We start from the raw sequence: 20,551 nt of genomic DNA on the forward strand, positions 1-20,551 counted from the left end.
TTTTAACCGCGTGCGGCGGCGATTTTGATCAGCTTGGCGTAATAGAACCCGTCGTGGCCGCCTTCCTGGGCCAGCAACTGGCGGCCGTGAGGCTGCTTGAGGCCGGCCTGGGTGGCGATGTCCAGCTCCCGGGCGCCCGGCGTGCGGGCGAGGAAGGCTTCGATCACTTCGGTGTTTTCCGTCGGCAAGGTCGAGCAGGTGGCGTAGAGCAGCATGCCGCCCACGTCCAGGGTCTGCCACAGGGCATCGAGCAGTTCGCCTTGCAACACGGCCAATGCGGCGATGTCGTCCGGCTGGCGGGTGAGCTTGATGTCCGGATGGCGGCGGATCACCCCAGTGGCCGAGCATGGGGCGTCGAGGAGGATGCGCTGGAACGGCTTGCCGTCCCACCACGCAGCCATGTCGCGACCGTCGGCGGCAAACAACTCGGCGTCCAGGCCCAGGCGTTCGAGGTTTTCCTTCACCCGCACCAGGCGCTTGGCTTCCAGGTCCACCGCCACGACGCCGGCCAGTTTCGGCTCAGCCTCGAGGATGTGACAAGTCTTGCCGCCCGGCGCGCAGCAGGCGTCCAGCACCCGTTGGCCGGGCGCCAGCTCCAGCAGGTCGGCGGCCAATTGGGCGGCTTCGTCCTGGACGCTGATCCAGCCTTCGGCGAAGCCCGGCAGCGCGCGCACATCGCCCGGGGTTTCCAGGATGATGCCGTCGCGGCTGTACTGGCACGGGATGGCCGGGATGCCCGCCTCGCCAAGCAACGCCAGGTAGGCATCGCGGGTGTGGTGGCGGCGATTGACCCGCAGGATCATCGGCGGATGGGCGTTGTTGGCGGCGCAGATGGCTTCCCATTGCTCGGGCCAGAAGGCCTTGAGGGACTTCTGCAACCAGCGCGGATGGGCGGTGCGTACCACCGGGTCGTGTTCCAGTTCGGCCAGCAGGGTTTCGCTTTCCCGTTGGGCGCGGCGCAACACGGCGTTGATCAGGGCCTTGGCCCAAGGTTTTTTCAGCTTGTCGGCGCAGCCCACGGTTTCGCCGATGGCGGCGTGGGCCGGGACGCGGGTGTAGAGCAGTTGGTAGAGACCCACCAGCAGCAGCGCTTCGACGTCGGTATCGGCGGCCTTGAACGGCTTCTGCAACAGCTTCGCCGCCAGGGCCGAGAGGCGCGGCTGCCAACGGGCGGTGCCGAACGCCAGGTCCTGGGTGAAGCCGCGATCACGGTCTTCGACCTTGTCCAGTTGGGTCGGCAGGGAACTGTTCAGCGAAGCTTTGCCGCTGAGGACGGCGGCAAGTGCCTTGGCGGCGGCCAGACGCGGGTTCATGAGGCGTCCGCCGCTTGGCCGAGGACGGTGCCGACGGCGAACTTCTCACGACGGCTGTTGAACAGGTCGCTGAAGTTCAGCGCCTTGCCGCCGGGCAATTGCAGGCGCGTCAGGCACAGGGCCTGCTCGCCACAGGCGACGATGAGGCCGTCCTTGCTGGCGCTGAGGATTTCTCCCGGTGCGCCCTTCCCTTCGGCCAAGTTGGCAGCCAAGACTTTCAGGGCTTCACCGTTCAAGGTGCTGTGGCAGATCGGCCAAGGGTTGAAGGCCCGCACCAGGCGCTCCAGCTCGACGGCTGGGCGGCTCCAGTCGATGCGGGCTTCGTCCTTGTTCAGTTTGTGCGCGTAGGTGGCGAGGCTGTCGTCCTGTACTTCGCCTTGCAGCGTGCCGGCGGCCAGGCCGGCAATGGCCTGGACCACCGTTGGCGGGCCGATCAGCGCGAGGCGGTCGTGCAGGCTGCCGCCGGTGTCTTCGGCGCTGATGGGGGTGCTGGCCTTGAGCAGCATCGGCCCGGTGTCCAGGCCGGCTTCCATGCGCATCACGGTCACGCCGCTCTCGGCATCGCCGGCTTCCACCGCACGTTGGATCGGCGCCGCGCCGCGCCAGCGCGGCAGCAGCGAGGCGTGGCTGTTGATGCAACCCAGGCGCGGGATATCGAGCACCACTTGCGGCAGGATCAGGCCGTAGGCGACCACCACCATCAAGTCCGGCTTCAGCGCCGCCAGTTCAGCTTGGGCTTGCGCGTCGCGCAGGGTCGGCGGCTGCAACACCGGCAAACCATTTTCCAGTGCGAGTTGTTTGACCGGGCTGGGCATCAGTTTCTGTCCGCGACCGGCCGGACGGTCCGGCTGGGTGTAGACCGCGACGATTTCATGGGGGCTGGCCAGCAGGGCCTTGAGGTGTTCGGCGGCAAACTCGGGAGTGCCGGCAAAGACGATGCGCAGTGGCTCAGTCATGGAAAACTCTCAATTACAAAGCAGTCGCAAAAAGAAAAAGGCTTGCCGCAGCAAGCCTTTGAAGAGGGGCATCAAGCGTTCTGGCGATGGATCTTCTCCAGTTTTTTCTTGATCCGGTCACGCTTGAGATTAGACAGGTAATCGACGAACAACTTGCCGTTGAGGTGGTCGCATTCGTGCTGGATGCACACCGCCAGCAGGCCTTCGGCGATCAGCTCGTAAGGCTGGCCGTCACGGTCCAGGGCCTTGATCTTGACCTTCTGCGGACGGTCGACGTTTTCGTAGAAGCCCGGCACCGACAGGCAGCCTTCCTGGTACTGGTCCATCTCGTCGGTCAGGGTTTCGAACTCGGGGTTGATGAACACCCGGGGCTCGCTGCGGTCTTCGGAGAGGTCCATGACGACGATACGCTTGTGCACGTTGACCTGGGTCGCGGCGAGGCCGATGCCGGGCGCCTCATACATTGTTTCAAACATGTCATCGACCAGCTGACGCACTTCGTCGTCCACTACGGCCACCGGTTTGGCGATAGTGCGCAGGCGCGGGTCCGGAAATTCGAGAATGTTCAAAATGGCCATAAGCTTGATAAATGCACGTGTGAGGTAAAGTCGGGTGGCTCGCCTGGCGTGTCTTGGGATGCAGGCTACCGTTGTAAAACGTTGCTCTTTTGAACAGAGCGAGCCACGGGGGCTCTGGCGTTTTACGCGAACGCACATAATAAAGGGATTCACCGCATGAGGAAATCACTACTCGCCCTGCTGCTCCTGGCCTCGGCCGGTATCGCGCACGGGCAAGTGCAACTTCGGGAAGGTTTTCCCCAGCAATACACGGTGATGACGGGGGACACACTGTGGGACATTTCCGGCAAATACCTGCGCGAGCCGTGGAAATGGCCGGAGCTGTGGCAGGCCAACCCGCAGATCGAAAACCCCAATCTGATCTATCCGGGCGACACCCTGTCGCTGGTCTACGTCAACGGCCAGCCGCGCCTGACCCTCAATCGCGGCGCCTCGCGGGGCACCATCAAGCTGTCGCCGCGCATTCGCAGTTCGCCGGTGGCCGACGCCATCCCGAGCATTCCGCTGCAAGCCATCAACAGTTTTCTGCTGAGCAACCGCATCGTCGACACGGCGGAAGATTTCAACAAGGCGCCCTACGTCGTCGCCGGCAATGCCGAGCGGGTGCTCAGTGGCATGGGGGACCGGGTTTTCGCTCGTGGTGCGTTCGATGAGAGCCAGACGGCGTACGGCATCTTCCGCCAGGGCAAGGTCTACACCGACCCCGAGACCAAGGAGTTCCTGGGCATCAACGCCGACGACATCGGCGGCGGCGAAGTGGTCGCCACCGAGGGCGATGTCACCACCCTGGCCCTGCAACGCACCACCCAGGAAGTGCGCCTAGGTGATCGGCTGTTCAGCGGCGAAGAGCGCTCGATCAACTCGACCTTCATGCCCAGCGCGCCGAAATCGGACATCCAGGGGCTAATCCTCGATGTACCCCGTGGCGTGACGCAGATCGGCGCGCTGGACGTGGTCACCCTGAACAAGGGCCGCCGCGACGGGCTGGTGGAAGGCAACGTGCTGGCGGTGATGAAGACCGGCGAAACGGTGCGCGACCGCATCACCGGCGAGCCGGTGAAAATCCCCGATGAACGGGCCGGCCTGCTGATGGTGTTCCGCACCTACGACAAACTCAGTTACGGCTTGGTGCTGTATGCCTCGCGGTCGCTGGCGATCCTCGACAAGGTGCGCAATCCGTAACGGGTCTCACAAGTTACCAACAGAGTTATCCACAGCTTGTTCCCGTTTCAACGGGACGATAATGATCAAGGATTGATCACATGCCATTGCCTGAATCTGCTTCGGTTCCGCCTGCGGAACTGGAGGCCCGTCTGCGCTTGCATCGCTTGCCGGAGCTGGGCCCTAAACGTTTCATGACCTTGATGGAGGCCTTTGGCTCAGCGTCCAAAGCCATCAGCGCACCGGCCAGCGCCTGGCGGGCGCTGGGGTTGCCGGCCGCGTGCGCCGAGGCCCGACGCGCCCCGGAGATACGCGACGGCGCCGCCCACGCATTGGCCTGGCTAGCGGGTCCGGCCCAGCATTTGCTGATGTGGGACCAGCCTGACTACCCGGCGCTGCTGGCGCAGATCAGCGACGCACCGCCGCTGTTGTTCGTCGCGGGCGACCCCTCGATCCTGGAAAAACCGCAGTTGGCGATGGTCGGCAGTCGCCGGGCATCGCGTCCCGGAATGGACACGGCGGCGGCGTTTTCCAGAAGCCTGGCCGGCGCTGGTTTTGTCATCACCAGTGGCCTGGCGTTGGGCATCGATGCGGCGGCCCATCAGGCGGCGCTGGACGTTGGCGGATGCACCGTCGGCGTGCTCGGCACTGGCCTGGAAAATTTTTATCCACAGCGCAATCGTCGGCTGGCGGACGCGATGATTGCCCAGGGCAGCGCGGTGGTTTCGGAGTTCCCGCTGGACGCAGCGCCCAACGCCAGCAATTTTCCACGGCGCAACCGGATCATCAGCGGTTTGTCCCTGGGGGTGCTGGTGGTGGAGGCCAGTGTCGCCAGCGGTTCGCTGATCACCGCCCGGCTGGCGGCGGAACAGGGTCGCGAGGTGTACGCCATTCCTGGCTCGATCCATCATCCTGGGGCCCGGGGCTGTCATCAACTGATCCGCGACGGGGCGGCGCTGGTGGAAACTGTCGAGCACATTCTCGAAGCGTTGCGCGGTTGGCAACGACTGCCACTGGCTGCGGAACCTGTGCCTGTGACCCATCCGCTGCTGCGCCTGCTGCATGCCGCGCCGCAGAGCAGCGAGGCGTTGGCCGACGCCAGTGGCTGGGGTTTGCCCAAGGTGCTGGCGGCGTTGACTGAGCTGGAGATGGAGGGCCGCGCCACCTGTGACAATGGACGCTGGTTTGCGCGCTAGGTTTTATGGGGAAGATCGGTAAACTGCCCACAGCCTTAATTGCGTTGCGGGAGAATCTTTCATGGTCAACAGTTGGCGTGTGCAACAAGCCGCGCGAGAAATTCGCGCCGGGGCGGTGATTGCCTATCCAACCGAAGCGGTCTGGGGCCTGGGTTGTGACCCGTGGAACGAGGAGGCGGTGGAGCGCCTGCTGGCGATCAAGTCGCGGCTGCCGGACAAAGGCCTGATCCTGGTGGCAGATAACATCCACCAGTTCGACTTTCTGTTCGAAGACTTCCCCGAAACCTGGATGGACCGCATGGCCAGTACCTGGCCAGGGCCCAACACCTGGCTGGTGCCGCACCAGAACCTGCTGCCGGAGTGGATCACTGGCGTGCACGACACCGTCGCGCTGCGGGTCAGCGATCACCCCACGGTGCGCGACTTGTGCTCGTTGGTCGGGCCGCTGGTGTCCACCTCGGCCAATCCCCAAGGACGCCCGGCGGCGCGCACGCGGATTCGCGTCGAGCAGTATTTCCGCGGACAGATCGACCTGGTGCTGGGCGGCAACCTGGGCGGACGCAAAAACCCCAGCGTGATTCGCGACCTGGCGACCGGCAAGGTCGTGCGGCCGGACTGAGCCCGAACACAGACTCTGCATCTTGCATAAACCACTGTGGGAGCGGGCTTGCTCGCGAAGGCGTCAGGTCAGTTGGCATTGATGTTGGCTGATACACCGCTATCGCGAGCAGGCTCGCTCCCACAGGGGATTTGCGGCGGCCAGGGAAATCGAACTCGCCTTCAAAAGGTTTTGTGTTGTACCCAGTATTTATGAGCACCACAGAGCAAGCGTGGGAGCGGGCTTGCTCGCGAAGGCGTCGGCACATTCAACATTGATGCAAGCTGACCCACCGAATTCGCGAGCAAGCCCGCTCCCACAGGTACTGCACCCTTGGGTACCTAATCTCAAGGCAGGAGAACGGTCGACCCCGTCGTGCGCCGCGCTGACAACTCGGTATGGGCCTTGGCCGCTTCCGCCAGTGGATAACGCTGGTTGATATCCACCATGAGCTTGCCGCTGGCGATCATCCCGAACAACTCATCAGCCATGCGCTGCAGGTTTTCGGCGTTGTTGGCGTAAGTCGCCAGGGTCGGGCGGGTGACGTACAACGAGCCCTTGGCCGAGAGAATCCCCAGGTTCACACCCTCCACCGCACCCGAGGCATTGCCGAAGCTCACCACCAGGCCACGGGGGGCGACGCTGTCCAGGGAGGTCAGCCAGGTGTCCTTGCCAACGCCGTCGTACACCACGGGCACCTTCTTGCCGTCAGTCAATTCCAACACCCGCTGCGGGACGTTTTCCTTGCTGTAGTCGATGGTTTCCCAAGCGCCGTGGGCTTTGGCGATGGCGGCTTTTTCCGCCGAGCTGACGGTGCCGATCAGCTTCACGCCCAAGGCCTTGGCCCATTGGCAGGCCAGGGAACCGACGCCACCGGCGGCGGCGTGGAACAGAATGGTTTCGCCGCCCTTGAGTTCATAGGTCTGGCGCAACAGGTATTGCACGGTCAGGCCCTTGAGCATCACGCCAGCCGCCTGTTCGAAACTGACGGACTCGGGCAAATGCACCAGGTTGGCTTCGGGCAACACATGCACATCGCTGTAGGCCCCCAGCGGGCCGCTGCCGTACGCGACCCGGTCGCCGACCTTGAACCGCGTAACATCGGAGCCGACCGCCTCGACCACGCCAGCGCCCTCGGCGCCCAGGCCCGATGGCAACGCCGGTGGCGGATACAGGCCGCTGCGGTAATAGGTGTCGATGAAATTCAGGCCGATCGCCTTGTTGCTGACGCGCACCTGCTGCGGGCCGGGCTCGGCAGGCGAGTAATCGACGTACTCGAGCACTTCGGGACCGCCGTGGGAACTGAACTGGATACGTTTGGCCATCTTCACTTTCTCCTTGTCGTGGTAATGCTGTTCACTTATGAAAAACAACGTACCTGTGGCGAGGGAGCTTGCTCCCGCTCGGCTGCGAAGCAGTCGTATTCCGGCGGATACAGTGTGTTTGATGCTGCGTAGTCGGCAGGTTTTGGGGCCGCTACGCAGCCCAGCGGGAGCAAGCTCCCTCGCCACGGGAATGTCGATACCTTGAGTGAACCGCATTACCTTATCTTGGACTTTTACCAAGCCTGCTATCGGACTCCTAAGCTTGACCGTCGTCAACTGTGGCATGGGCAAGTGCGGTGGTATCCTGTGCGCCCATTTGCCACCGGCCCGCTATACGCCGCGTAGCGTAGCCCTGATCAAGGTGATGTCATGTCCACTCGCACTGAGGCCGTGAAAGCCTACCTGCTCGACCTGCAAGACCGTATCTGCGCCGCCCTGGAAACCGAGGACGGCGGCACGCGCTTCGTCGAAGACGCCTGGACCCGGCCTGCCGGCGGTGGCGGTCGTACGCGGGTGATCGAAAACGGCACGGTGATCGAAAAGGGCGGCGTCAACTTTTCCCACGTCTTCGGCAGCGGCCTCCCACCGTCGGCCAGCGCCCATCGGCCGGAACTGGCCGGTCGCGGCTTCGAAGCCCTGGGTGTGTCGCTGGTGATCCACCCGCACAACCCCCACGTGCCGACTTCCCACGCCAACGTGCGCTTTTTCATCGCCGAGAAGGAAGGCGAAGAGCCGGTCTGGTGGTTTGGCGGTGGCTTCGACCTGACGCCTTACTACGGCGTGGAAGAAGATTGCGTCCATTGGCACCGCGTCGCCGAGCAAGCCTGCGCGCCGTTCGGCCCGGATGTCTATTCGCGCTACAAGGCCTGGTGCGACAGCTACTTCCACCTCAAGCATCGCAACGAGCCCCGGGGCATCGGCGGCCTGTTTTTCGACGACCTGAATGCGTGGGATTTCGACACCTGCTTCGCCTTCATCCGCGCCATCGGCGACGCCTACATCGATGCCTACCTGCCGATTGTGCGTCGTCGCAAGCACGATGCGTTCACCGCCCAGCAACGGGAGTTCCAGGAATACCGCCGCGGGCGCTACGTGGAATTCAACCTGGTCTACGACCGCGGCACCCTGTTCGGGCTGCAATCGGGCGGGCGTACCGAATCGATCCTGATGTCCCTGCCGCCGCAAGTGCGCTGGGGCTACGACTGGAAAGCCGAACCGGGCAGCGAAGAAGCGCGGCTGACCGAGTATTTCCTGCAGGATCGCGATTGGCTGGCGACGGCCTGAACGGGGATTATCCATGGACCGCTACGTTGTAATGGGTAACCCGATCGGCCACAGCAAGTCGCCGTTGATCCATCGCCTGTTTGCCGAGCAGACCGGGCAACGCCTGGACTACAGCACGCTGCTGGCACCGTTGGAGGATTTTTCCGGGTGCGCCCAGGCATTTTTCCGCGAGGGGCGTGGGGCGAACGTCACGGTACCGTTCAAGGAGGACGCCTTTCGCTTGGCCGACAGCCTGACCGAGCGGGCCCAGCGGGCCGGGGCGGTCAATACGTTGAGCAAGCTGGCCGACGGTCGCCTGTTGGGTGACAACACCGACGGCGCCGGGCTGGTCCGCGACCTGACCGTCAACGCCGGCTTCAGCCTCAAGGGCAAGCGCATCCTCTTGCTTGGCGCCGGCGGCGCGGTGCGCGGCGCCCTGGAACCGCTGCTGGCCGAGGCGCCGGCCTCGGTGATCATCGCCAATCGCACGGTGGAAAAAGCCGAATTGCTCGCCGAGTTGTTCGCCGACCTGGGCCCGGTGTCGGCCAGTGGCTTTGACTGGCTGCAAGAGCCGGTGGACCTGATCATCAACGCCACCTCCGCGAGCCTGTCAGGGGACGTGCCACCGATTGCCGCCAGCCTGATCGAGCCCGGCAAGACGGTCTGCTACGACATGATGTACAGCAAGGAACCAACGTCGTTTTGCCGTTGGGCCAAGGAACACGGCGCGGCGGTGGCGATGGATGGCCTGGGCATGCTCGCCGAGCAGGCGGGCGAAGCGTTCTACTTGTGGCGCGGAGTACGCCCGGACACCGCGCCGGTGCTGGCCGAGCTGCGCCGCCAGCTGGCGCTATGAACGGTGAACTGAACCTGTGAACTGTGAACTGTGAACTGTGAACTGTGGCGAGGGAGCTTGCTCCCGCTCGGGTGCGAAGCGCCCGCCTGACTGACCGCACGACATTTAAGGTTGGCAAGCCCTCTAGGACTGCTTCGCAGCCCAGCGGGAGCAAGCGCCCTTGCCACAGGGAATGTCTGCCTTGAGCACAGGGGATGTCTGCCTTGAGCCCTAGTCTTCGAAATGAATCGGGCACGCCTGCGCCCCTTCCAACTTCAACAACTCCTCCACCACCTGCGGCCGGGCCATGCGCAAGGTCAGGCTCCGTCCCTGGCTGCGCAGGCGCCGGGCTTCCTGGTGGAGCATTTCCACCCCGGAATAATCGATGAAGTTGATCTGCTGGGCATCGATGACCACCCGCTGCGCCTGCAACCGTTGCAAGCGCACTTGCAGGTAATGGCTGGCGCCGAAAAAGATCGAGCCGCCGACCCGCAAAATCTCCGCCTCCCCTTCGCGAAAATGCTGCACCCGGGGCTGCGAGGTGCGCTTGAGGTAAAAGAACAGCGAAGCGAGCACGCCGGCATAAATGGCGGTTTGCAGTTCCAGCAGCAACGTGGCGAGGCAGGTCAGGCTCATCACCACGAATTCGGCGCGGCTCACGCGGTACAACGCGCGGATACCCCGGTGATCCACCAGCCCCCAGGCGATCAGCAAAATGCTGCCAGCCATGGCCGGAATCGGGATGTGCGCGATCAGTTTCGCCCCGGCCACCGCAAACAACGCCACCCACAGGGCCGAGAACACCCCGGCCAGGGGCGAACAGGCCCCGGCTTCATAGCTCAGGCCGGAACGGGTAAAGGAACCGGCTGACAACGAGCCGGAGAAAAATCCGCCAACCATGTTGGAAAGCCCCTGCGCCCTCACCTCCTGATTCGCATCAAGCAATTGCCCGGACCGCACCGACAATGAACGAGCGATAGACAGGCTGGTAACCAACCCGAGCATGCCCACCGCGACGGCGCCGGGCAGCAGGCGCAGGATCAGTTCCAGGTCGAACGGCAGCAGCGTGAGCGGCGGCAGGCGCCCGGCGAAGGCACTGACCAGCGCCACATGCCCGAACATCGCCGGCCACAACCAGACCACCAGGCTGCTGATGACTAAAGTTATCAACAGGCTTGGCCAGCGCGGCAGCAAGCGCTTGAGCACGACACCCAGAATCAAAGTGCCCAATCCCAGCAGCAGCGATGGCTTATCCACAGCCCCGATGTGGTCGACCAGCATCAGCAGGCCCCTCAACGCCGTGGCTTCGTTCGGCAGGTCGAGGCCCAGCAGGTTCGGCAACTGCCCCAGGGCGATGACCACCGCCGCGCCCAGGGTGAACCCCAGCACCACCGAGTGGGAGACGAAATTCACCAGCGCCCCGAAACGCAACAAGCCCAGCAACCACTGGAAAATACCCGCCAGCACCGTCAGCAGCAGGATCAAGGTGATGTAGTCCTGGGATGCGGGCACGGCCAGCGGGCTGACGGTGGCGTACAGGACGATGGAAATCGCCGCCGTTGGCCCGCAGATCAGGTGCCACGACGAACCCCACAGGCAGGCGATCAGCACCGGCACGATCGCCGCGTACAAGCCGTACTCGGGGGGCAGACCGGCAATCAGAGCGTAGGCGATGGACTGCGGCAACGCGAGAATCGCACCGCTCAGGCCGACGATCAGGTCACGGCCGACACTGGCCCGGGTCTGCCGGGGCAGCCAGCTCAGGAAGGGAAAGAGTGAATGGCGCGTGGGGATTGCCATGGGGCCTCAGGGATGGGGTTTGCAAGCAAGGGTATCAGGACAAGGCACTGTTCTCCCTGTGCTGAGGGGATATATGTGGGAGCAAAGCTTGCTCGCGAAACAGGCACCTCGGTCTGAGACCGAGTCGTCTTCATCGCGGGCAAGCCTTGCTCCCACAAAAGTCCCCTGGCGACAGTGCTCCGCCGTCAGAGCTTGGCCTTCACCGCCGCCAACGCATCCTTGCCATCCAGGGTCTTCACACCGTCCAGCCATTTATCCAGGACCGCCGGGTTGGCCTTGATCCAGGCCTTGGCCGCATCGGCGTTGCTGACCTTCTTGTTGACCACCTCGGCCATGATGCTGTTTTCCATTTCCTGGGTGAAGCTCAGGTTGGTCAGCAGCTTGCCCACATTCGGGCAGGCCTGTGCATAACCTTTGCGGGTCAGGGTGTAGACGCTGCCGGTGTCGCCGAAGTATTTCTCGCCGCCCTTGAGGTAGTGCATTTTCAATTGCACGTTCATCGGGTGCGGCGTCCAGCCGAGGAAGGTCACGAACTTCTGTTTTTTCACCGCCCGGGAGACTTCCGCCAACATCGCCTGCTCGCTGGATTCCACCAGTTTCCATTCGCCCATGCCGAAGTCATTGGTCTTGATGATTTCTTTCAGGGAAAGGTTGGCCGGGGCGCCGGAACCGATGCCGTAGATTTTCTTGTCGAACTTGTCGGCGAATTTGTTCAGGTCGGCAAAGTTATGCACACCCGCGTCCCAGACGTAATCCGGGACCGCCAGGGTGAATTCGGTGCCGTCCAGGTTCTTGGCCAGTTGCGTGACGTCGCCATTGGCCACGAATTTGTCATAGAAGCCCTGCTGCGCCGGCATCCAGTTACCCAGGAACACATCCACCTGGCCGTCCTTGAGGCCACCAAAGGTGATCGGCACGGCGAGGGTGTCAACCTTGGCCTTGTAGCCCATCCCGTCCAGCAGGAAACCGGTGATGGCGTTGGTGGCGGCAATGTCGCTCCAGCCCGGATCGGCCATCTTCACCGTTTCGCAGCTCTGCTCGGCCCAGGCCGAAACACTGCTCAACGCCAACAGCCCAGCGGTCAGTACTGTGGATAACTTTTGCATGGCTTGCCCCTTACGTTATTGGTTTTGGCAGGGTTGTGGATAACGTGCCTTGCGCTCCAGGTCGTCGAGGTCGATGTGGTTGCGCATGTACTGCTGGCTGGCGTCCACCAGCGGCTGGTGATCCCAGCTCTTGAGTTTGCCCAGGGTCAGCGCCTGGGCGACGAAACGGCGGCGGCGCTGGCTGGCGAGCACCTGTTGATGAATCGCCGGGATATCCCACTTGGCGCGGGCTTCGGCGAGAAAATCGGTGAACAGGGATTGATGCTCCGCAGACTGGCTGAGATCTTCCAATTCCTTGGGATCGTTGCGCACGTCGAACAGCAGGCACGGGTCATCTTCGCTGTAGATGAATTTCCACGGGCCACGGCGGATCATCATCAACGGGCTGATGGTGCCTTCGGCCATGTATTCGCCAAAAACCTCATCATGGCCGCCCTGCCCTTGCAGGTGCGGCACCAGCGAACGGCCATCCAGTGGCAAGCCCGGTTCCAGCGTGCCGCCGGCCAGTTCCACCAAAGTCGGCAGCAAGTCGGCGGTGGACACGGCCGCGCCCACCCGGCCGCTGGCGAACTGCCCCGGTGCGCTGATCAGCAACGGTACGCGCGCGGCCATTTCGAACCAGTGCATTTTGTACCAGAGGCCCTTTTCGCCGAGCATGTCCCCATGATCGCCGGAGAACACGATGATTGTATCGTCCAGCAGACCGGTGTCTTCCAGGGTTTGCAGCAGCTTGCCGACGTTGCTATCAATGTAGCTACACGCGCCGAAATAGGCGCGACGGGCATCGCGAATCTTATCCACAGGCAGTGGCTTGTCCCACAGGTCATAGACCTTCAGCAGTCGCTGGGAATGTGGATCGAGGGTTGTTTGCGCTGGCGTCTGCGGCAGCGGGATGTCGTTGTTGTCATACAAATCCCAAAAGGCCTTGGGAATCGTGTACGGGTCGTGTGGGTGGGTCATCGACACGGTCAGGCAGAACGGCTGGTCACCGTCCTCGCGGATGTGGTCGAACAGGTACTGCTGGGCCTTGAACACCACTTCTTCATCGAAATCCAGCTGATTGGTGCGCACACAAGGCCCGGCTTGCAACACCGACGACATGTTGTGGTACCAACTCGGCCGCACGTCCGGCTCGTCCCAGTTCACTGCCCAGCCGTAGTCGGCCGGGTAAATGTCGCTGGTCAGGCGCTCTTCGTAACCGTGCAGTTGATCAGGGCCGCAAAAGTGCATCTTGCCGGACAACGCCGTGCGATAGCCGAGGCGGCGCAGGTAATGGGCGTAAGTCGGCACGTCCGCCGGAAAATCCGCTGCGTTGTCGTAGGCGCCGATCTTGCTCGGCAACTGGCCGCTCACCAAAGTGAAGCGCGACGGGGCGCAGAGCGGGCTGTTGCAATAGGCGGCGTCGAACACCACGCCCTCGGCGGCCAGGCGCGACAGGTTTGGCAGCTTGATCGGCGAAGGACCGTAGATCGGCAACATTGGCGCGGCCATTTGATCGGCCATGATGAAAAGAATGTTCTTGCGCTTCACGTATTTGCGGCATTCCATAGTAGGCAGTTATGCGACATTGCTGCGATTGAGCATGTAGCCCCCGGGTTTTGGGGTAAAGCCCATGCAGGATAATGACTAGGATAAGCACAGCTTATGTATGACGCCCTGGGCAACCTGTCCCTGGAACTGTTCCGAGCCTTTGAAGCCGCGGCCCGCCACCAGAGTTTTACGGCGGCGGCGATTGAGCTGGGCACCACGCAACCGGCCATCAGCCAGCAGATCAAGCGCCTGGAAGAGCAACTGGGTACGCGGTTATTCGACCGCATCTACCGCGGCATCGAACTGACCGAGGCCGGGACGATCCTGTTCGAGCAGGTGCAGGCCGGTTTGCAGAGCATCGATGCCGGGCTCAGCGCCATCACCGCCCAGCACCAGCATGAGGTGCTGCAAGTCGCCACGGACTTCGCCTTCGCGGCCTATTGGCTGATGCCGCGCCTGCATCGCTTTCACGCGGCCAATCCGCAGGTGGATGTGAGTTTGGTGACCAGCGAACGCAACCACAACATGCTCCGCACCGATATCGACGTTGCCGTGCTGTTCGGCGACGGTCGCTTCAAACAAGGCGAAAGTCACTGGCTATTCAGCGAAGAAGTCTTCCCGGTGTGCAGCCCGCTGCTGCTCAAGGAGCGTCCCCTGCCCTTGCCCGCCCAGGCCTTGGCGGAATTTCCGTTGCTGCATTTGCGGGCGGGCAACAGCAACAGCTGGTTCGACTGGAGCGGCGTATTTCGCGAGCTGGGTATCACCTCGCCGCCGGCCCCCGGGCAGTTGCGCTTCGACAACTACACGCTGCTCATCCAGGCGGCTATTGGCGGTCAGGGCGTCGCCATCGGCTGGCGGCACCTTGTGGATAACTTATTGGCCCAGGGCCTGTTGTGTCGTCCGATCGCGGAAACGGTGCTGTCGCGGCTGGGGTATTACGTAGTCTTGCCCCAGCGTAAACGGCGCGGTGTGTTGATCCGGCAATTCGTCGATTGGCTGATGGACGAACAGGCCAACAGCGCCGAATCGCTCACGGGGCTGCCGTTGCCGTCGATTGCTGTTTGAGTTGTGGCATCGTTTTTTTGGGGCCGCTACGCGGCCCAGCGGGAGCAAGCTCCCTCGCCACAGGGATGTGGAGTCCATAGCTAGTGGGCGGCCACGAAGCTGACGTGTTCGCCCACATGTAGGTTCAGGCGCAGCTCATCGGCGATGCCGACGGCCACACGGTTGAGCCGCTCCAGGGTTTCAGCCATGCCAGGTTCGAGGCTGGTGCTGACCTGGCTGAAGTGTTCGATGCCCAGGCCAGGCGCAGCATAGGGGGCGTTGATCAAGGTCCACTGCAAGGTACTGCTCTTCAGGGCATCGAGCATTTCTTCGGCGGCATGGCGCTGCAAATCGTCGTCGGCCTGTTCTTCGTCGAGCATCGCAAAGTCGCCCACCAGGAACAGCCGTGTAATGTTCACCGCGTGCATGCCGGCGATCAGGGCGTCCACCGCCAGGACTTGCTCCACCGGGCCGGGAATCAAGGTGCGCTCCACCTGTTCGCTGTTCATCGGCAACCCTGGCGCGTTCAACAGGCACACCACGGCGCTGGCCCCGGCGACACTTTGCTTGACCCGCTCCGGGTCGAACAGATCGCCGGTCTTGGTCCGCAAGCCTGGGCGTGGGGCCAGGGCGGTAAGATCGTCGAGAATGGCGATGACCTCATGCTGGCGCCGCAGCAGTTCAGCCATCAACGCACTGCCGAGGCTGCTCATGGCACCATAGAGCACCACTTTGATGACCGGGGTTTCGGCGTTTTTCATGGCTGTTTTCCTCGTTGTCCCGCCTGTAAAGGCTCTGACCCGCGGGGAACCAAGAGGGTTCGCCTGTTTATCAAGGAGTGACCGATGCAACGGATCAAGGGTTACCACGCCCATGTGTATTTCGACGCCAATACCCTCGACCAGGCGCGGGCGCTGTGTGAGGAAGCGGCGCAGTTGTTCCCGCTGAAAATGGGCAGTGTCCATCAACGCCCGGTCGGCCCGCACCCGGACTGGAGTTGTCAGCTGGCCTTCGATCCGCAGTACATCGGCGTGGTCCTGCCGTGGCTGGCCCTGAATCGCAAGGGGCTGGTGATTTTCCTGCACCCGGAGACCGGCGATGACCTGGCCGATCACACCGACCATGCGATCTGGATGGGCGCGGTGCGGCCGTTGAATCTTTCAGCCTTTTGATCTAGCGACGAAAGCGCAGATTATCTGTGGGAGCAAAGCTTGCTCGCGATAAAGACGCCGCGGCTCTCAAGTGGGAATGTGTCAGCTTCATCGCGAGCAAGCTTTGCTCCCACAGGTGAGCTTTACCCCACAGATAAATTTTGCTCCCACAGGTGAGCCTTGCCCCACAGAAAAAACTCCATTGTCTGCGACGAAAGCTGACTGAAAGCTTGCGCGATTAGGATCACCCCACTTCCGGCAAGAGACCGGTCGGCCAAAAGCGAGTTTTCAAGGCTCGTTCGGCCCTTTTAACAACAACAATGGTGATTCTGATGTCCGCTGCTACCCGTCCCGCTGCACCCACTCCATCCGTTCGTCCCGTGCTCTGCATCCTGCGCTGACCTGTCCGGTTCGCCTTTCACAGCCGCACCACGCCTGGAGTATTTCCCATGCTGACTTTCCTTGGCTTCGCCATGGTCATCACGTTCATGTTCCTGATCATGACCAAGCGCCTGTCCGCGCTGATCGCCCTGATTATCATCCCGATCCTGTTCGCCCTGTTCGGTGGCTTCGCGCCGAAAATCGGTCCGATGATGCTCGAAGGCATCACCAAGCTCGCCCCGACCGGGGTGATGCTGATGTTCGCGATTCTGTATTTTGCCCTGATGATCGACTCCGGCCTGTTCGACCCGGCCGTTCGCAAGATCCTCAAGCTGGTCAAGGGCGACCCGTTGAAAGTTTCGGTCGGTACCGCCGTTCTGGCGCTCGTCGTTTCCCTCGATGGTGACGGCGCGACCACTTATATGATCTGCGTGGCCGCGATGCTGCCGCTCTACAGCCGCATCGGCATGAGCCCGCGCATTATGGCCGGCCTGATCATCCTCGCCGGCGGCGTGATGAACATGACCCCGTGGGGCGGCCCGACGGCCCGGGCAGCCAGTGCGCTGCATGTGGACCCGTCCGACATCTTCGTGCCGATGATCCCGGCGATGCTGGCCGGCGTCGTGGCGATCCTGGCGATTTCCTACATGTACGGCAAACGCGAGCGTGCGCGCCTGGGTGAATTGCACCTGGCGGGCGATGAGATCGATCACAGCGAAATCAGCGTGTCCCAGTTCCCGGACGCCCGCCGTCCGAAGCTGATCTGGTTCAACGGCGCGCTGACCCTGGCCCTGATGTGCACCCTGATCGCCGGCCTGTTGCCATTGCCGGTGCTGTTCATGGTGGCCTTCAGTATCGCGATGATCGTCAACTACCCATGCCTGCAACAGCAGAAAGACCGCGTCGCGGCCCACGCCGGTAGTGTGTTGGCGGTGGTCGGGCTGATCTTCGCGGCGGGGATTTTCACCGGCATCCTGTCCGGCACCGGCATGGTCGACGCCATGTCCAAGAGCCTGCTGGCGGTGATTCCGGAATTCCTCGGCCCTTACCTGGCGGTCATCACCGCGCTGGTGAGCATGCCGTTCACGTTCTTCATGTCTAACGATGCATTTTATTACGGGGTGTTACCGGTTCTCGCCGAAGCCGCCAGCCATTACGGCATCACCGCCGTCGAAATGGCCCGCGCCTCCATCGTTGGCCAGCCCGTGCATCTGCTGAGTCCGCTGGTTCCGTCGACTTATCTGCTGGTGGCCCTGGCCGGGATCGAGTTCGGCGATCACCAACGCTTCACCTTGAAGTGGGCAGTACTGGTTTGCCTGTGCATAATGTTCGCCGCCTTGCTGATGGGGATTTTTCCGCTGTTCAGCACTCTATAAAAGCAACGCCCGCTGCGTCGCCCTGTCGGATCACCGAAGGCGCGGCGCGGCCTAACACTCGCTCAAAGGAACTCACATGGAATGGCTGACCAACCCGGAAATCTGGGTTGCCTTCTTTACCCTGACCGCCCTGGAAATTGTCCTGGGCATCGACAACATCATCATGATCTCGATCCTGGTCAGCCGCATGCCCAAGCACATGCAGGCGCGCACCCGGATTTTCGGTCTGGCCCTGGCCATGATCACGCGGATCCTGTTGCTGCTGTCCATCACCTGGGTCATGCGCCTGACGGCCGATTTGTTCGAAGTGTTCGGCCAGGGCATCTCCGGTCGTGACCTGATCCTGTTCTTCGGTGGCCTGTTCCTGCTGTGGAAAAGCTCCCAGGAGATGTACCACGCGTTGGAAGGCGAAGATGAAACCAGCGACGAGCCTTCGGGCAAGGGCGGCAATTTCATCTACACCATCATCCAGATCGCGATCATCGACATCGTGTTCTCCCTGGACTCGGTCATCACCGCGGTCGGCATGGTGTCCCATGTACCGGTCATGGTCGCGGCAATCATCGTCGCCGTACTGGTAATGATGCTGGCTTCGGGCACCATCAGCACGTTCATCGACAAGCACCCGTCGCTGAAGATGCTGGCGCTGTCGTTCCTGCTGGTGGTCGGTACCGTGCTGATCGCCGAGTCGTTCGACGTGCATGTGCCAAAAGGCTACGTCTACTTCGCCATGGCGTTTTCCCTGGCGGTGGAAGCGGTCAACATCAAGATGCGCACCGCGATTGCACGCAAGCGCAAGCAACAGGATCCGGTGAAACTGCGCAAGGACATGCCGGGTCAGTAAGGTATAGGGCAGTGAATGGAAGGGGCTCTTGGAGCCCCTTTTTCATGCCTGCAAGAAATGGCTGCTCAACCAGCTTGAAGTGCACAACTGTGGGAGCGAGCCTGCTCGCGAAAGCGGTGTGCCTGAACCGGTGATGGTGGGTGTGCTGCCGTCATCGCGAGCAGGCTCGCTCCCACAAGGGTTTTTGGTGTGTTTGAGGAATATGTTTTCATGACAGTTTTGTTTCAATCGATTCTTTAGCTGTGCAATGCTGGCGCCCGAACCGTTCGACAACTACAGCTTAAGTACAAGAACGAAGAATGTGGCATCACCCATTTGTTCCTTTGGGACGCTAACAGGGGGCCTCTCATGCTGACCCTGCTCAATTTGCTCTCCGCCGTGGCCCTGCTGATCTGGGGCACGCATATCGTGCGTACCGGCATCCTGCGGGTCTATGGCTCGAACCTGCGCCATGTCATCAGCCAGAACATGTCCCGGCGCTGGCTGGCGTTTATCGCCGGCATCATGGTCACGGCCATGGTCCAGAGCAGCAACGCCACGGCCATGCTCGTCACCTCGTTCGTCGGCCAGGGCCTGATGGCGTTGACTCCGGCCCTGGCGACCATGCTCGGCGCCGATGTCGGTACCGCGCTGATGGCGCGGGTGCTGACCCTCGACCTGTCGTGGCTGTCGCCGCTGCTGATTTTCCTCGGGGTGATTTTTTTCCTCTCGCGCAAACAGACCCGCGTCGGGCAAATGGGCCGGGTCAGCATCGGCCTGGGCCTGATCATCCTCGCCTTGCAGTTAATCGTCGAAGCCGCCGCGCCCATCACCCACGCCCAAGGCGTGAAAGTGATCTTCGCCTCACTGACCGGCGACATCCTGCTCGATGCGCTGGTCGGCGCGTTGTTCGCAATGATCTCCTACTCCAGCCTGGCCGCCGTGCTGTTGACCGCGACACTGGCCGGCGCCGCGGTGATCAGTCTGCCGGTGGCCATCGGCCTGGTGATCGGCGCCAACATCGGTAGCGGCATCCTGGCGTTCCTCAGCACCAGCATGCAGAACACCGCCGGCCGCCAAGTGGCGCTGGGCAGCTTGTTGTACAAGCTGATCGGGCTGGTGTTGATCATCCCGGTGCTCGATCCGCTGGTGGGCTGGCTCGACAGCCTGGATTTCAGCCCCCAGGAAACAGTGATCGGCTTCCATCTGCTCTACAACACCGTACGGTGCCTGGTGTTGCTGCCCAGCGTCGGCCCGATGGCCAAGCTCTGTGCCTGGCTACTGCCGGAGCGGCCCGAGACCAACGGCACGGCCAAGCCCCGCCACCTCGATCCCACCGCCCTCGCCACCCCGAGCCTGGCCCTGGCGAACGCGGCCCGGGAAACCCTGCGCATTGGCGACCTGATCGAAAACATGCTCGAAGCCATGCTGGACGTGCTACGCGGTGCGCAAACGGCAGTGACGCAGGACGTCCGGCGCATGAGCGATGACGTCGAAGCGCTGTGCAGTGCCATCAAGTTGTACATGGCGCAGATGCCCCGTGAGGACCTCAGCGAACAGGACAGCCGCCGCTGGGCGGAGATCATCGAACTGGCGATCAACCTCAAGCTGGCCAGCGACCTCATCGAGCGCATGTTGCGCAAGGTCCAGCAGCAGAAGACCTCGCAACGCCGCTCCTTTTCCGAGGTCGGCCTGGAGGAGTTGGCGGGGCTGCACAGCCATCTGATCGCCAATTTGCGCCTGGGGTTGTCGGTATTCCTCAGCGCCGACCGGGAAAGCGCCCGGCAGTTGCTGCGTGAGAAACGGCGCTTTCGGGCGCAGGAACGGCGCATGGCCCACGCCCATGTCAGCCGTTTGCAACGCAAAGTCGTACAAAGCCTGGAGACCAGTTCCCTGCACCTGGAGCTGATCGCTGACATGCGACGCCTCAATTCGCTGTTCTGCGGCAGCGCCTATGTGGTGCTGGAGACGTCGGAGATCGGCGCGCTGGCGGCCGATGAAATTTCCGACATCACCCATTCGCCGTGAACGACTGGCCCATTGGTCAGTCAGTAACAATGTCGGTCAAAAACGTCAGTCAAAAACAATGGCTCGGGCCTGAAACCGTTCACCGGC

General features: G+C 62.4%; 18 protein-coding genes. 10 read left to right on the plus strand and 8 right to left on the minus strand.

From position 1 onward, the window contains the following. Nucleotides 1–2 precede the first annotated feature (2 nt). From rsmB to def, 3 genes are all read right to left on the minus strand, one after another. Nucleotides 3–1,313 (minus strand): 16S rRNA (cytosine(967)-C(5))-methyltransferase RsmB, encoded by a 1,311-nt coding sequence (gene rsmB / locus J3361_RS06930; protein ID WP_207963503.1) that lies wholly within the window; start codon nucleotides 1,311–1,313, stop codon nucleotides 3–5. Then, on the minus strand, nucleotides 1,310–2,269 hold the full coding sequence (gene fmt / locus J3361_RS06935) for a methionyl-tRNA formyltransferase (protein WP_207963504.1): 960 nt from the start codon (nucleotides 2,267–2,269) through the stop codon (nucleotides 1,310–1,312). Before fmt ends, rsmB begins: the two co-directional genes overlap by 4 nt. 71 nt (nucleotides 2,270–2,340) lie before the next feature. Continuing rightward, nucleotides 2,341–2,847: a peptide deformylase gene (def, locus tag J3361_RS06940; RefSeq protein ID WP_030138961.1), complete on the minus strand. Its 507-nt coding sequence runs from the start codon at nucleotides 2,845–2,847 to the stop codon at nucleotides 2,341–2,343. Nucleotides 2,848–3,003: 156 nt separating this feature from the next. Here def and J3361_RS06945 point away from each other — a divergent pair, with 156 nt between their 5' ends. The 3 genes from J3361_RS06945 (at nucleotide 3,004) to J3361_RS06955 (ending at nucleotide 5,823) form a co-directional block, all read left to right on the plus strand. Next, nucleotides 3,004–4,029, plus strand: coding sequence for a LysM domain-containing protein (locus J3361_RS06945; protein ID WP_207963505.1), 1,026 nt, complete (start codon nucleotides 3,004–3,006; stop codon nucleotides 4,027–4,029). 80 nt (nucleotides 4,030–4,109) lie between these two features. After that, complete coding sequence (dprA, locus tag J3361_RS06950; protein WP_207963506.1) at nucleotides 4,110–5,204, plus strand: DNA-processing protein DprA; 1,095 nt, start codon at nucleotides 4,110–4,112, stop codon at nucleotides 5,202–5,204. A 61-nt stretch (nucleotides 5,205–5,265) separates the two neighbouring features. After that, nucleotides 5,266–5,823, plus strand: coding sequence for an L-threonylcarbamoyladenylate synthase (locus J3361_RS06955; protein ID WP_014335849.1), 558 nt, complete (start codon nucleotides 5,266–5,268; stop codon nucleotides 5,821–5,823). Nucleotides 5,824–6,149: 326 nt separating this feature from the next. On the opposite strand, the gene J3361_RS06960 is transcribed toward J3361_RS06955, so the two are convergent. After that, nucleotides 6,150–7,127 (minus strand): NADPH:quinone reductase, encoded by a 978-nt coding sequence (locus J3361_RS06960; RefSeq protein ID WP_207963508.1) that lies wholly within the window; start codon nucleotides 7,125–7,127, stop codon nucleotides 6,150–6,152. A 369-nt stretch (nucleotides 7,128–7,496) separates the two neighbouring features. Between J3361_RS06960 and hemF the strand changes: the two genes are divergently transcribed. Both hemF and aroE read left to right on the plus strand, forming a co-directional pair. Further along, nucleotides 7,497–8,411: an oxygen-dependent coproporphyrinogen oxidase gene (gene hemF / locus J3361_RS06965; protein WP_207963510.1), complete on the plus strand. Its 915-nt coding sequence runs from the start codon at nucleotides 7,497–7,499 to the stop codon at nucleotides 8,409–8,411. Between the two features lie 13 nt (nucleotides 8,412–8,424). After that, the gene (aroE, locus tag J3361_RS06970; protein ID WP_207963512.1) at nucleotides 8,425–9,246 is read left to right on the plus strand and encodes a shikimate dehydrogenase; all 822 of its coding nucleotides are present in this window, start codon (nucleotides 8,425–8,427) and stop codon (nucleotides 9,244–9,246) included. Nucleotides 9,247–9,456: 210 nt separating this feature from the next. On the opposite strand, the gene J3361_RS06975 is transcribed toward aroE, so the two are convergent. The 3 genes from J3361_RS06975 to betC all read right to left on the minus strand — a co-directional run bounded on the left by J3361_RS06975 (nucleotide 9,457) and on the right by betC (nucleotide 13,679). Next, complete coding sequence (locus tag J3361_RS06975) at nucleotides 9,457–11,025, minus strand: SulP family inorganic anion transporter (protein ID WP_207963514.1); 1,569 nt, start codon at nucleotides 11,023–11,025, stop codon at nucleotides 9,457–9,459. A gap of 185 nt (nucleotides 11,026–11,210) precedes the next feature. Further along, nucleotides 11,211–12,131 (minus strand): choline ABC transporter substrate-binding protein, encoded by a 921-nt coding sequence (gene choX / locus J3361_RS06980; protein ID WP_207963516.1) that lies wholly within the window; start codon nucleotides 12,129–12,131, stop codon nucleotides 11,211–11,213. Between the two features lie 15 nt (nucleotides 12,132–12,146). Continuing rightward, on the minus strand, nucleotides 12,147–13,679 hold the full coding sequence (gene betC, locus J3361_RS06985; protein WP_207963518.1) for a choline-sulfatase: 1,533 nt from the start codon (nucleotides 13,677–13,679) through the stop codon (nucleotides 12,147–12,149). Between the two features lie 96 nt (nucleotides 13,680–13,775). On the opposite strand from betC, the gene J3361_RS06990 reads away from it, so the two are divergent. Beyond that, complete coding sequence (locus tag J3361_RS06990; protein ID WP_207963520.1) at nucleotides 13,776–14,726, plus strand: LysR family transcriptional regulator; 951 nt, start codon at nucleotides 13,776–13,778, stop codon at nucleotides 14,724–14,726. 80 nt (nucleotides 14,727–14,806) lie between these two features. Here J3361_RS06990 and J3361_RS06995 read toward each other — a convergent pair whose 3' ends face one another. Further along, the gene (locus J3361_RS06995; RefSeq protein ID WP_207963522.1) at nucleotides 14,807–15,466 is read right to left on the minus strand and encodes an NAD(P)H-binding protein; all 660 of its coding nucleotides are present in this window, start codon (nucleotides 15,464–15,466) and stop codon (nucleotides 14,807–14,809) included. A gap of 84 nt (nucleotides 15,467–15,550) precedes the next feature. On the opposite strand from J3361_RS06995, the gene J3361_RS07000 reads away from it, so the two are divergent. From J3361_RS07000 to J3361_RS07015, 4 genes are all read left to right on the plus strand, one after another. Next, the gene (locus J3361_RS07000) at nucleotides 15,551–15,877 is read left to right on the plus strand and encodes a DOPA 4,5-dioxygenase family protein (RefSeq protein ID WP_207963524.1); all 327 of its coding nucleotides are present in this window, start codon (nucleotides 15,551–15,553) and stop codon (nucleotides 15,875–15,877) included. A 428-nt stretch (nucleotides 15,878–16,305) separates the two neighbouring features. Continuing rightward, nucleotides 16,306–17,613 carry a CitMHS family transporter gene (locus J3361_RS07005; protein WP_060739862.1) on the plus strand — a complete coding sequence of 436 codons (1,308 nt, stop codon included), beginning with the start codon at nucleotides 16,306–16,308 and terminating at the stop codon, nucleotides 17,611–17,613. Between the two features lie 76 nt (nucleotides 17,614–17,689). Continuing rightward, the gene (locus J3361_RS07010; RefSeq protein ID WP_207963526.1) at nucleotides 17,690–18,457 is read left to right on the plus strand and encodes a TerC family protein; all 768 of its coding nucleotides are present in this window, start codon (nucleotides 17,690–17,692) and stop codon (nucleotides 18,455–18,457) included. Nucleotides 18,458–18,805: 348 nt separating this feature from the next. Then, complete coding sequence (locus tag J3361_RS07015) at nucleotides 18,806–20,464, plus strand: Na/Pi cotransporter family protein (protein WP_207963528.1); 1,659 nt, start codon at nucleotides 18,806–18,808, stop codon at nucleotides 20,462–20,464. Nucleotides 20,465–20,551 lie beyond the last annotated feature (87 nt).

The organism is Pseudomonas sp. OA65, from assembly GCF_017498305.1.
In the GTDB taxonomy this organism is placed as follows: Bacteria; Pseudomonadota; Gammaproteobacteria; order Pseudomonadales; family Pseudomonadaceae; genus Aquipseudomonas; species Aquipseudomonas zanjanensis.